10 protein-coding genes are annotated in these 12,576 nt (G+C 73.0%); 3 read left to right on the forward strand and 7 right to left on the reverse strand.

The genetic code is table 11. From position 1 onward, the window contains the following. Positions 1–209 precede the first annotated feature (209 nt). The 6 genes from ACFYY6_RS16405 to ACFYY6_RS16430 all read right to left on the reverse strand — a co-directional run bounded on the left by ACFYY6_RS16405 (position 210) and on the right by ACFYY6_RS16430 (position 7,038). Complete coding sequence (locus ACFYY6_RS16405; protein WP_389193680.1) at positions 210–1,604, reverse strand: formimidoylglutamate deiminase; 1,395 nt, start codon at positions 1,602–1,604, stop codon at positions 210–212. Continuing rightward, the gene (locus tag ACFYY6_RS16410; RefSeq protein WP_351517220.1) at positions 1,595–2,815 is read right to left on the reverse strand and encodes an allantoate amidohydrolase; all 1,221 of its coding nucleotides are present in this window, start codon (positions 2,813–2,815) and stop codon (positions 1,595–1,597) included. Before ACFYY6_RS16410 ends, ACFYY6_RS16405 begins: the two co-directional genes overlap by 10 nt. 182 nt (positions 2,816–2,997) lie before the next feature. Continuing rightward, positions 2,998–4,659 carry a urocanate hydratase gene (gene hutU / locus ACFYY6_RS16415; protein ID WP_351624179.1) on the reverse strand — a complete coding sequence of 554 codons (1,662 nt, stop codon included), beginning with the start codon at positions 4,657–4,659 and terminating at the stop codon, positions 2,998–3,000. 145 nt (positions 4,660–4,804) lie between these two features. Further along, entirely contained in the window at positions 4,805–5,341 is a 537-nt protein-coding gene (locus ACFYY6_RS16420; protein WP_351517307.1) for a hypothetical protein, read from the reverse strand. Positions 5,342–5,509: 168 nt separating this feature from the next. Next, positions 5,510–6,196 (reverse strand): hypothetical protein, encoded by a 687-nt coding sequence (locus tag ACFYY6_RS16425; RefSeq protein WP_388650316.1) that lies wholly within the window; start codon positions 6,194–6,196, stop codon positions 5,510–5,512. Beyond that, a complete protein-coding gene (locus tag ACFYY6_RS16430) occupies positions 6,193–7,038 on the reverse strand; it encodes a MurR/RpiR family transcriptional regulator (RefSeq protein WP_073792104.1) in 846 nt (281 codons plus the stop codon). Before ACFYY6_RS16430 ends, ACFYY6_RS16425 begins: the two co-directional genes overlap by 4 nt. 304 nt (positions 7,039–7,342) lie before the next feature. On the opposite strand from ACFYY6_RS16430, the gene ACFYY6_RS16435 reads away from it, so the two are divergent. After that, complete coding sequence (locus tag ACFYY6_RS16435; RefSeq protein ID WP_351517216.1) at positions 7,343–7,762, forward strand: hypothetical protein; 420 nt, start codon at positions 7,343–7,345, stop codon at positions 7,760–7,762. A 407-nt stretch (positions 7,763–8,169) separates the two neighbouring features. On the opposite strand, the gene ACFYY6_RS16440 is transcribed toward ACFYY6_RS16435, so the two are convergent. After that, on the reverse strand, positions 8,170–9,576 hold the full coding sequence (locus tag ACFYY6_RS16440) for a cystathionine beta-synthase (protein WP_351517215.1): 1,407 nt from the start codon (positions 9,574–9,576) through the stop codon (positions 8,170–8,172). 167 nt (positions 9,577–9,743) lie between these two features. Between ACFYY6_RS16440 and ACFYY6_RS16445 the strand changes: the two genes are divergently transcribed. Continuing rightward, on the forward strand, positions 9,744–10,838 hold the full coding sequence (locus tag ACFYY6_RS16445) for an SGNH/GDSL hydrolase family protein (protein WP_389193918.1): 1,095 nt from the start codon (positions 9,744–9,746) through the stop codon (positions 10,836–10,838). A gap of 336 nt (positions 10,839–11,174) precedes the next feature. After that, positions 11,175–12,395, forward strand: coding sequence for an acetyl-CoA C-acetyltransferase (locus ACFYY6_RS16450; RefSeq protein WP_351517214.1), 1,221 nt, complete (start codon positions 11,175–11,177; stop codon positions 12,393–12,395). Positions 12,396–12,576: the final 181 nt, after the last annotated feature.

Below are 12,576 nucleotides of genomic sequence, written 5' to 3' on the forward strand. Positions count from 1 at the left end.
GGGGGCCGCACGGGACACCCGGCCGACGGGTGTACGGGGCGGCCCGCGCCGCGGTCCCGGGAGCGGCGGCGGTCCGGGGGGAGCCGCCGTCCCCGCGGGCGGCGGCCCGGGGAAGCCGGCCGCTCGCGGGGCCGCCGACGGTTCCGGGGGCGACGGCCCGGGGCCCGTGGCGAGCGCTCCGGGAGCCGCCGTCCCCGAGGTCGCCGGGCTCAGCGGTGCAGTGCGGAGATCGCCGAGGCGAGCGCCCCGGGGACGTCCTCGACCAGCGTGTGATGCCCGTCGCGGACGATGTGCCGGCCCGCCACGACCGTGTGCCGCACATCGGCTGCGGAGGCGGCGAATACGACCGCTTCGGCGGCCAGCCTCGGTGTCGGTCCCGCCGTTCTGACGGAGTCCAGGGCGACCGTCGTCAGATCGGCGGGGGCGCCGGGTTGGAGGATGCCCGCCTCGGGCCGGCCGAGTGCGGCGTGCCCGTCGGCGGTCGCCGCGCGCAGCAGGGCTGCGGCGGTCCAGTGGCCGCGGGTCCGGGTGCGCAGGCGCTCGTCGAGTTCCATCGCCCGGGCCTCCTCGAAGAGGTCGATCACGGCGTGGCTGTCGCTGCCGAGGGAGAGCGGCGAACCGGCCCGCTGAAGGGCGACGGCCGGGCCGATTCCGTCGGCGAGGTCGCGTTCCGTGGTGGGGCACATGCAGGTGCCGGTCGCCGAGGAACCGAGGAGGGTGATGTCCTCGGCGCTGAGGTGGGTGTTGTGGATGCCGGTGGTCCGGGGGCCGAGCACTCCGTGGTCGGCGAGGAGCCGGGCGGGCGTGCGGCCGTGGGCCGCGAGGCACGCCTCGTTCTCCGCAGGCTGTTCGGAGAGGTGGACATGGAGCGGGGCCCGTCGTTCCTCGGCCCAGGCGGCCACGGTGGCGAGCTGCGCGGCGGGGACGGCGCGCACGGAGTGGACGGCCGCGCCGATCAGGGCGTGGTCGCCGCCCTCGAGGAGGGAGGCGCGTTCGGCCCAGGCGTCCGCGGTGGTGTCGGAGAACCGCAGCTGGTGCGGGTCGGGCTGCCGGTAGTGCTCGGGCCCGTCGCCGAACCCGGCGGCGAGGTACGCGGTGTCCAGCAGGGTGATCCGGATGCCTGCCTCGCCCGCCGCCGCGATCAGTGCCTCCCCCATCGCGTTGGGGTTGTCGTAGCGGGTGCCGCCCGGCGCGTGGTGCAGATAGTGGAATTCGCCGACCGCGGTGATCCCGGCCAGGGCCATCTCGGCGTACACCGCGCGGGCCAGGTCGAAATACGAGTCGGGGGTGAGCCGGGAGGCGACCTGGTACATGATCTCGCGCCAGGTCCAGAACGTGCCGGAGCCGACCTGGACCGTGGAGCGCAGGGCGCGGTGGAAGGCGTGCGAGTGGGTGTTGGCGAGCCCGGGAAGGGTGAGCCCGCGCAGGACGGTGGCGCCCGGCGGCGGGGTGGTGATGCCGGTGCGGACGCCCACGACGACCCCGCCGGACACGTCCAGCGCTACGTCCGGCTCGACGTGGGTGCCGAGCCAGGCGTGGGACAGCCAGTACGTCTCGGTGACGGGTCCGCCCGTCGGCTGCGTCGGCCGTGTCGTCAGCGGCACGCGAGACCCTCCAGTACGTCGGCGAGTGCGATCACCCCGGCCACGCAGTCGTCCTCGGCGGCGTGCTCGGCCGGCGAGTGCGAGATCCCGGTAGGGTTCCGTACGAACAGCATGGCGGTCGGGACCGAAGCGGACAAAATACCCGCGTCGTGTCCGGCGCCGGTCCCGAGGACGGGCACGGCGCGCCCGGCAGGGCGCCCCTGGCCGCCGCGCTCCACGAGGATCTTGCCGAGCTCGTCGCGCAGTGCGTGCTCGAACTCCACGACGGGCGTGAAGGACTCGCGCACGACGTCGAGGTCGACACCGGCCCGCTCGGCGTGTTCCCGGGCGGCGCGCTCGATGCCCTCGACCACGGCGTCCAGGTGGTCCTGGTCGGCGGCGCGGGAGTCAAGCCAGCCCCGGACGAGGGAGGGGATGGCGTTGACCCCGTTCGGCTCGACGGCGACCTTGCCGAAGGTGGCGACGGCTCCGGCGAGTTCCGCCTCACGGCGGGCGGCCAGCACGGTCTCGGCGTACGTGAGCATCGGATCGCGCCGGTCGGCCAGCCGGGTGGTGCCCGCGTGGTTGGCCTCGCCGCGGAAGTCGAACCTCCAGCGCCCGTGCGGCCAGATCGCGGAAGCGATGCCGACCGGGTCGCCGGTGAGGTCGAGGGCGCGCCCCTGCTCGACGTGGAGCTCGACGAACGCGCCGATACGGGCGAGCCGTTCGGGATCGGGGCCGATGGTGCCGGGGTCGTGTCCGGCCGCCTCCATGGCCTGCGGCAGAGTGATGCCGTCGCCGTCGCGGAGCCGGTGCGCCGCCTCGACGGTCAGCTGCCCGGCGGCGAGCCGGGAGCCCACGCAGGCGAGCCCGAAGCGGGCCCCTTCCTCGTCACCGAAGTTGGTGACGGCCAGCGGCCGGGTGAACTCCACTCCCCTGCGGCGCAGTTCGTCGAGCGCGGCGAAGGAGGAGATGACGCCGAGCGGCCCGTCGAAGGCCCCGCCGTCCGGCACGGAGTCGAGGTGCGACCCGGTGACGACGGCGTCCCCGGCCAGGGGGTCGCCGAGCCAGGCCCACTGGTTGCCGTTCCGGTCGACCTCGTAGGTCAGCCCGCGCGCCTCGGCCTGGGCCCGGAACCAGGCACGGCACTCGACGTCGGCGCCGGTCCAGGCGTAGCGGCGGTAGCCGCCGCTGTCCGGGTGCCGGCCGACCGGCAGGAGCTCGCGCCACATGGCATGGAACGACGAGGCGCCGACAGGGGCCGCACCCGGCGCCCCCGTCACGGCCGGCCCGGAAACCGAACCCGTACCCGCGCCCGTACCGGAACCCGGCCCCGCACCGGAACCCGTACCTGTGCCCGGACCCGTGCCCGCGTCTCCCGTTCCCGTACCGGCTTCGGTGCCGGGGGGCCGGTTCACTGGTCGCCCTCCGTCATCGGCACGCGCACGCCCTTCTCGGCGGCGACGGACTCCGCGATGTCGTAACCGGCGTCGACGTGCCGGATGACGCCCATGCCCGGGTCATTGGTGAGGACCCGGCGGATCTTCTCGCCCGCCAGCGGGGTGCCGTCGGCGACGGTCACCTGCCCGGCGTGGATGGAGCGGCCCATGCCGACACCGCCGCCGTGGTGGAGGGAGACCCAGGACGCGCCGGACGCCACGTTGACCATGGCGTTCAGCAGCGGCCAGTCGGCGATCGCGTCGGAGCCGTCGAGCATGGCCTCGGTCTCGCGGTACGGGGAGGCCACCGAGCCGCAGTCGAGGTGGTCGCGGCCGATCGCCAGCGGGGCGGCCAGTTCACCGGAGGCGACCATGTCGTTGAACCGCTCGCCGGCCCGGTCGCGCTCGCCGTAGCCGAGCCAGCAGATCCGGGCGGGCAGTCCCTGGAAGTGGACGCGTTCACCGGCCATCGTGATCCAGCGGCGCAGCGACTCGTTCTCCGGGAAGAGGTCGAGGATCGCCTTGTCGGTCTTGTGGATGTCGGACGCCTCGCCGGACAGCGCGGCCCAGCGGAACGGGCCCTTGCCCTCGCAGAACAGCGGCCGGATGTAGGCGGGCACGAAACCGGGGAACGCGAACGCCCGCTCGTAGCCCGCGAGTCGCGCCTCGCCGCGGATCGAGTTGCCGTAGTCGAAGACCTCGGCCCCGACGTCCATGAACCCGACCATCGCCTCGACGTGCCGGGCCATCGACTCCCGGGCGCGGGTGGTGAAACCCGCCGGGTCCTTGGCCGCGTACGAGGCCATGTCGTCGAAGTCGACCCCGGTCGGCAGGTACGAGAGCGGGTCGTGCGCGCTGGTCTGGTCGGTGACGATGTCGATCGGCGCGCCCTCGGCCAGCATGCGCGGCAGCAGCTCCGCCGCGTTGCCCAGCAGCCCGATGGACAGCGGCCTGCGGGCGTCGCGGGCCTCGACGGCCAGCTGGAGCGCGTGTTCGAGGGAGTCGGCGCGCACATCCAGGTAGCGGTGCTCGATCCGGCGCTCGATGGCGCGCGGATCGCAGTCGACGCAGATCGCGACGCCGTCGTTCATGGTCACGGCGAGCGGCTGGGCGCCGCCCATGCCGCCGAGCCCCGCGGTGAGCGTGATGGTGCCCGCGAGCGTTCCACCGAACTTCTTCGCGGCGACGGCGGCGAACGTCTCGTAGGTGCCCTGGAGAATGCCCTGGGTGCCGATGTAGATCCACGATCCGGCGGTCATCTGGCCGTACATGGTGAGCCCGAGGGCCTCCAGCCGGCGGAACTCCTCCCAGTTCGCCCAGTCGCCCACCAGGTTGGAGTTGGCGATCAGCACGCGCGGCGCCCACTCGTGCGTCTGCATGACGCCGACCGGGCGTCCGGACTGGACGAGCATCGTCTCGTCCTGCTTGAGCGTCCGCAGCGTGCGCACCATCGCATCGAACGAGCGCCAGTCGCGGGCCGCCTTGCCGGTGCCACCGTAGACGACGAGCTTGTCGGGGTGCTCGGCGACCTCGGGGTCCAGGTTGTTCTGGAGCATTCGGAGGGCGGCCTCCTGCTGCCATCCCAGGGCGCTCAGCTCCGTACCGCGCGGTGCCCGTACCGGTCGGGATCCTGACATGGCGACGCCTCCTCGTGACTGTAAGCCTCCTATTCACATCCTGATGTTCTGAATACTCGTAGTCAACAGTCCCGGGTGGGCCCGGTCGGCGCGGCCCGGCGAGACAGCCCGGCGGCCCGGCGCTCCCGTCCCGTGCCGCGCCGCCTCAGCGGCGCCGCCGCGCCCCGCCGGGCCGGGCGTCGCCCGCCATCGGCCCGGTCGTCCGGTACTCCTCCACCTGCCTGCCCGCGGGCCGCCCGCGCGCCACCCGGTCGGTCCCGACCCAGTACAGGACGTCGTCGCGGTGCTCGCGCCGCCCGATCCGGAGGGCCTTGATCCAGAGCCCGGCACCCGCCCCGGCGAGCACCAGCCCACCTGCCCCGGGCAGCAGGAACGCGCTCGCCACCGCCACCAGGAACGCCCCGAGCAGCCACCACCGGTGCCGACGCCGCCAGTCGCGCACGGTCACGGCCCGGTCCTGGAGGAAGTCGGACCGCCCGGCCCGGGTGGCACGCCCGGCCAGTTCCGCGTAGCGCCGACCGCGAACGAGCGCCACCGCGGCCGCCGTGATCAGGAACAGCGCCGCTCCGGCCAGCAGCCCGATCCGTCGCCCGGTGACCCCGGGCACCAGGGCGCCGACGGCCGCGGCGACCAGCCCCGGCCACCACAGCGGCGCCGCCCCGGCCCGTACGACCACGGCCACTCTCGCCAACGACTGCGCTCCGCGCCCCACGTCCGTACCCCTCTCGCTCACGGCTCCTGCCGGCCTTCCGACCTGGAGGCTAGTGGCCGCGGATGAAGAGGTCCTGAGAAACCGCGACGGCCGGCGGGGCGTCCGGCCCACGCGATCCCCATGCGTGACCCTCGCCGTTCAGTACAGGATCCCCACCAGGCCGTCGCCGCCCGCCTCGCAGCGAAGACGTCCCGGGCAGCATCCCGACCATCCCGCGAACCCGTCCGCCGTCAGGGTGAGGCGACTCCATCCGGAACTGCCCGGACCGTTCTCGCCGAGGCGCAGCCCGAGCCGCGGCACCGCCACGTCCGCGACCGCGCCCACCGCCGCGCCCGCTCCCGGGTCCGGCAGCGGGACGGCTTCCGGGAGCACGGAGAGGATCTCCTCGGCCGAGTGCCCGAACAGATCGACTCCGTCCCACGCCACGCACGCGGCGCCCTCCCCCGACGCCGACCGCGGTGACGTCAGCCGCCGGACCTCGACGCGGGCGAGCCTGTCCACCGCGTCCGGGCCGCCTGCGGCCAGGGTCACTTGGAGTCCGTCGAACAGGGCCACGGTGTTCCAGCCGGGCTGGAAGAGATGGCCGTCGAGCCAGGCGGCATGGGCGTGGCGTGGTTCGGGGTAGTCCGCGAGGGTCAGCGCCCCGCACTGGAGTCCGCGGTACGTCTCGGACGCGGCGGCCGACAACCGGGCACGGGCTTCGTCGGGGCCCGCCCCGAACCGCAGCACCCCGGCCCCGCCCGGCAGCGCCACCCCCGTTCCCGGCAGCAGTTCGAGCACCGCCTGGCCGTCCGGCGTCCGGTGCGCAGTGCGTCGGGACGTCACTCGACGAAAAGTCCCCGCGCCACCGCCCGCGCGTCGAACTCCTCCAGCCGCGCCTGCGCGTCGGGCAGGTCGTCGCACATGGCCTCCAGCAGCACCCGGCCCAGCAGCATGGGCGCGCACGCGGTGTCGAAGGCGAGCCCGGTGCCGACGGCCGCCGGGATCAGCAGATCGCTGAACTTCGCGACGGGCGCGAAGGCGGAGTCCGCGACCGACACGACGGCCAGTCCCTGTTCCCGCGCGTAGCCGAGGGCGTCGACGACCTCCTTCGGGTGCCGGGGCAGCGCGAAGCAGATCAGGGCCGTGGCGCCCGCCCGCCGTGCCGCGTCGATCCGGTCGTGCAGCATGCTGCCGCCCTCGTCGAGCACCCGGACGTCGGGGTGGACCTTGGCCGCGAAGTACCCGAATCCCCGGGCCTGCGAGGACGCGGCCCGCAGCCCGAGCACCGGCAGCGGCCGGGAGGCCGCAAGCATCCTGCCCGCGCGTTCGACGGGCGCGGGGTCGGCGAGCAGATCGGCCAGGTGCCGGAGGTTCTCGATCTCGCCCAGGACGGCCTGCTGGTACTCGTTGTACGTGTCGTCACCGCCGCCCGGCCCGGGCCCGGCGGGGGCCACTTCCCGCAGGTGCTTGCGGAGCGCCGGATAGCCGTCGAAGCCGAGCGCCACCGCGAACCGGGTGACGGACGGCTGACTGACCCCGGCGAGCTCGGCCAGCTCCACGCTCGACAGGAACGGAACGTCCCCGGCCCTGCGCACCATCCAGTGCGCGATCCGCCGCTGGGTGGGGGTGAGCCGACGCCCTTCGAAGAGCTGCTGCAACCGCGCGGCCGGGTTGCTCCCGCTCATGCTGTCCTCTCGGTAGTTCCGTCGCACCACGGTCCGGCGCCGACAAAACCATTCAGCCAGCAAGGCGCCTGCATGTCCATATGCAGCAGGGCCCGGACGGGACGCCGACAGCTGTGGTGGGACAGGACGGCGCCGCGCCTCATAGCCGTCGCGTCCGGCTTCTACGACCGGTCCCGTTCCGGCCGGTGCTCCGAGCGGATGCCGGGCGTCGCCCGGGGCCGGTACGCGCGGTGGAACGGCCGGAGGAAAAACAGGGGGGATAGCCCCACTGCCCGCAAAGCCGCCGGTTCGTACCGTGAGAGTCATGGAAACCCGAGACCCGGAGCTCAAGACCGAACTCGATGCCACCCTGCACGCCCGTAACGAGCTGGGTTCGGATTACGAGTCCGCGCTCGTCGAGTCCTTCCTGGAGAAGGTGGAACAACGGCTCGACACCACCCTGGACCGGCGCGTACGGCGTCATCTCGCCGAGCAGCAGGTGAGCGTCGCCAGAGGGGCTCGTCAGCCGCAGCCCCTGGGCGGTTTCGGAGAGCGCTACGGCTTCGGGATCATCTCGCTGATCCTGGCCATTCCCCTGTCGGCGATCGCCGCCGCGGCCTCGCACACCGAGGGCCTGATCATCGCCTGGCTCGGCGTCATCGGCGTCAACGCCGTGCACGCGGCCCGCGACTGGCCCTGGTTCCGGCGGCGTTCCGGCCACTCGAAGTCCGACTGGGACGAATGAGCCCGCCGCGGGGCCGGACGGGCCCGGAGGGGGCAACGGAAGAACGGGACCGGACGGGCCCGGAGGAGGCAACGGAAGAAGGAAGCACGGGGCCCGGGACGCGAGGCACGGGCGGTGTCGCGGGGACCGCCGCACCCCCGGGGTCCGGAGGGCGGGACGACGGCGGTCCCCGCGAGGAACACGGTCCGGGTCGGGGCCGGTCACCGCGTCCGGGCGACGGTGGAGGTCCGGGAGCCGCTCCGTAGTCCGTGTCGCCGTATCGGGTGTCGGCCGGTTTCCCCGCCGACACCCCTCACTGTGTCGGACCCGTGTTAAGCCGGTGCTGCGCGCACGTGTCGCGCTCGTACCGTTTTCGCGAAGCCCGCACGGGCGCGTTCGCGAAGCCGTGCCCGGCAGGCCCGGGGGTGCTACGGCTTGCCGCCCGCCGCGTCCTTGGCCAGGAACGCCAGCAAGTCCTGCCTGCTGACCACTCCCTTGGGCTTGCCCTCGACCAGCACGATCGCCGCGTCCGCCGCGTTCGTGCCGCCGAGCACCGCCATCAGGTCCTCGACCGGTTCGCCGGAGCCGACCTGCGGCAGCGGCGGCGACATGTGCTTCTCCAACGGGTCGGAGAGCGAGGCGCGCTGCGCGAACAACGCGTTCAGCAGCTCCCGTTCCACCACCGAACCGACGACCTCGGCGGCCATCACGTCCGGGTGGCCCGCACCCGGCTTCACGATCGGCATCTGCGAGACGCCGTACTCGCGCAGCACCTCGATCGCCTCGCCGACGGTCTCCTCGGGGTGCATGTGGACGAGCGCCGGAACCGGGCCGTCCTTGTGGTCGAGCACGTCCCCGACCCGGGCCGACGGGCCCGTGTCCTCCAGGAAGCCGTAGTCGGCCATCCACTCGTCGTTGAAGATCTTGCTGAGGTACCCGCGTCCGCTGTCCGGCAGCAGGACGACGACCACGTCGTCCGGGCCCAGCCGCCCGGCGACCTCCAGGGCAGCGACGACCGCCATGCCGCAGGAGCCGCCGACCAGCAGGCCCTCCTCCTTGGCGAGACGGCGGGTCATCTGGAAGGAGTCCTTGTCGGACACGGCGACGATCTCGTCCGTGACCGTCCGGTCGTAGGCGGTCGGCCAGAAGTCCTCGCCGACGCCCTCGACGAGGTACGGGCGTCCGGAGCCGCCGGAGTAGACCGAGCCCTCGGGGTCCGCGCCGATGACCTTGACCGCGCCGTCGCTGACCTCCTTCAGGTAGCGGCCGGTGCCGCTGATCGTGCCGCCGGTGCCGACACCCGCGACGAAGTGGGTGATCTTCCCGTCCGTCTGCTGCCACAGCTCCGGACCGGTCGTCTCGTAGTGCGAGCGCGGATTGTTCGGGTTGGAGTACTGGTCGGGCTTCCAGGCCCCCGGCGTCTCGCGGACCAGCCGGTCGGAGACGTTGTAGTACGAGTCAGGGTGTTCGGGGTCGACGGCCGTGGGGCAGACGACCACCTCGGCACCGTAGGCGCGCAGTACATTGATCTTGTCCGTGGACACCTTGTCCGGGCAGACGAAGATGCACTTGTACCCCTTCTGCTGGGCGACGATCGCCAGGCCGACACCCGTGTTGCCGCTCGTCGGCTCGACGATCGTGCCGCCGGGCCGCAGCTCGCCGCTCTCCTCGGCCGCCTCGATCATGCGCAGGGCGATGCGGTCCTTGACCGAACCGCCGGGGTTGAAGTACTCGACCTTGGCCAGAACCGTCGCCTGGATGCCGGCCGTGACGCTGCGCAGCCTCACCAGCGGGGTATTGCCTACAAGACTGATCATCGAATCGTGGAATTGCACCGTCTACTCCGGGGTCTCCGTATGGGGTGCGGCCAGCGTATGCGCACAGGTGGGAGAACGGGCGGGAGAACGGACGGAGTGATTGAGCGACGGCCGCCGCGGGGCAATGAGATGTACGTACGGCGGTACGGCGACGAGAGGTGGACCGGACTGTGTCGAGAGCACGAGTGGCACGGCGGATCGCGGCGGGCGCGGCCTACGGCGGCGGCAGCATCGGGCTGCTCGGCGCGGCGGCGGTAGGCGTCCTGCTGGCGGAGGTCCAGCTGGCGAAACGGCACGTGGGCGGCGGTATCGCACCGGTTCCGCCGAGCGCGGACGGGCGGTACGGGGCGGCGTTCGCCGGGCCCGCCGAACCACTGCGGCTGGGATTGCTGGGCGACTCCACGGCCGCCGGGCAGGGGGTGCGCCGGGCCGGCCAGACGCCGGGGGCACTGCTCGCCTCGGGGCTCGCGGCGGTGTCCGAGCGGCCGGTGGACCTGCGCAACGTGGCGCAGCCGGGTGCCCGCTCGGACGATCTGGAGCGGCAGGTCTCGTCGCTGCTGGCCGATCCGTGCGCCGTGCCCGACGTCTGCGTGATCATGATCGGCGCGAACGACGTGACGCATCGCATTCCCGCCACGCAGTCGGTGCGCTGTCTGGCCACGGCGGTGCGCAGACTGCGTACGGCGGGCGCGGAGGTGGTGGTCGGCACGTGCCCGGATCTCGGCACGATCGAGCCGGTCTACCAGCCGCTGCGCTGGCTGGCCCGCCGGGTGAGCCGACAGCTGGCGGCGGCCCAGACGATCGGCGCGGTGGAGCAGGGCGGGCGCACGGTGTCGCTGGGCGACCTGCTGGGGCCGGAGTTCGAGGCGAACCCCCGGGAGCTGTTCGGCCCGGACAACTACCACCCGTCGGCGGAGGGGTACGCCACGGCGGCGATGGCGGTGCTGCCGACGCTCTGCGCGGTGCTGGGTCTGTGGCCGGAGACCGACCGGCTGGACGGGGACCGGCGCGAGGACATGCTGCCGGTGGCGAAGGCGGCCTCCCAGGCGGCCAAGGAGGCCGGTACCGAGGTCACCGGGGCCCGGGCGCCATGGGCCCTGCTCAAGCACCGCAGGCGGCGGCGCCTGCCCACCGCGACGGAGCCCCACCCGCACCCGGGGACGAGCGGGGACACGGCACTGCGGAAGGCGGCCCCCGCGGAGGCGGCGGCCGAGTCGTACGGGGAGTCGCGAAAGGAGAAGGAACGGAGAAGGTCGTCGCGGGACCTCCGTGCCAATTGACGGCGGCCCGCCGCAGGGCGGTCCGGCCCGAGCGAGTCGGCGACCGGCCGGACGCGACGGCTCGACGGCCGGCCGGACGGCCCGGGGCGGTGACCGACCGTACGACTCGGGTCGGCAACCTACCGGGGCCGTACGATCCGGCTCGGCGGCGGCCGGACAGGACGGCCCGGCAGCCTGCCGGACGGGCGGCGGGAACGATCGGGCCCCGGACTGAGCGAGCGCTTAGAAAAGAGGTCGGCGTCACATGCGCTGCCCGATGACCCAGCATCTACGTACAGGTAACTTCCAAGTCAGCACCTGCCCGAACCCGCCTTCCAGCCCTCATGGAGCCGCGTGATGCCCGAAGCCGTGATCGTCTCTGCCGTCCGTTCCCCCATCGGCCGGGCCTTCAAGGGTTCGCTGAAGGACCTGCGCGCGGACGACCTGACCGCCACGATCATCCGGACCGCGCTGGACCGGGTTCCCGAGCTGGATCCGAAGGACATCGACGACCTGATGCTCGGCTGCGGCCTCCCCGGCGGCGAGCAGGGCAACAACCTGGGCCGGATCGTCGCCGTGCAGATGGGCATGGACCACCTCCCCGGCTGCACGATCACCCGGTACTGCTCGTCCTCCCTGCAGACCAGCCGGATGGCGCTGCACGCCATCAAGGCGGGCGAGGGCGATGTCTTCATCTCGGCGGGTGTCGAGATGGTCTCCCGCTTCACGAAGGGCAACTCCGACACCCTGCCGGACACGCACAACCCGCTGTTCGCCGACGCCGAGGCCCGTACCGCCGCCCGCGCGGAGCAGGGCGGCGAGGGCTGGCACGACCCGCGCGAGGACGGCCTGGTGCCGGACGCTTACATCGCGATGGGGCAGACCGCGGAGAACCTGGCCCGCCTCAAGGGCGTCACCCGCCAGGACATGGACGAGTTCGGCGTCCGCTCGCAGAACCTCGCCGAGGAAGCCATCGAGAAGGGCTTCTGGGAGCGCGAGATCACTCCGGTCACCACCCCCGACGGCACGGTCGTCTCCAAGGACGACGGTCCGCGGTCGGGCGTCACCATGGAGGGCGTGCAGGGCCTGAAGCCGGTGTTCCGCCCGGACGGGCTGGTCACGGCGGGGAACTGCTGCCCGCTCAACGACGGCGCCGCCGCGCTCGTGATCATGTCCGACACGAAGGCGCGCGAGCTGGGCCTGACCCCGCTGGCCCGGATCGTCTCGACCGGCGTCTCCGCCCTCTCCCCCGAGATCATGGGGTACGGACCGGTGGAGGCGAGCAAGCAGGCGCTGAAGCGGGCCGGGCTGACGATCGACGACATCGACCTGGCCGAGATCAACGAGGCGTTCGCCGCCCAGGTGATCCCGTCCTACCGCGACCTCGGCCTGCCGCTGGAGAAGGTCAACGTCAACGGCGGCGCCATCGCCGTCGGCCACCCCTTCGGCATGACCGGCGCCCGGATCACCACCACGCTGATCAACAGCCTCCAGTTCCACGACAAGCAGTTCGGCCTGGAGACCATGTGCGTGGGCGGCGGCCAGGGCATGGCCATGGTCATCGAGCGGATGAGCTGAGCTGGAGCGGAGGGTAGGGGTCGCCCGAGGAACGAGGGCGGCACCTGCCCGCAGCACAAGCGAAGCGAAACGCGACCACCAACACAAGCGGATGAGCTGAGCTGGAGCGGAGGGTAGGGGTCGCCCGAGGAACGAGGGCGGCACCTGCCCGCAGCACAAGCGAAGCGAAACGCGACCACCA

The organism is Streptomyces sp. NPDC001750 (assembly GCF_042892615.1).
GTDB lineage: Bacteria > Actinomycetota > Actinomycetes > Streptomycetales > Streptomycetaceae > Streptomyces.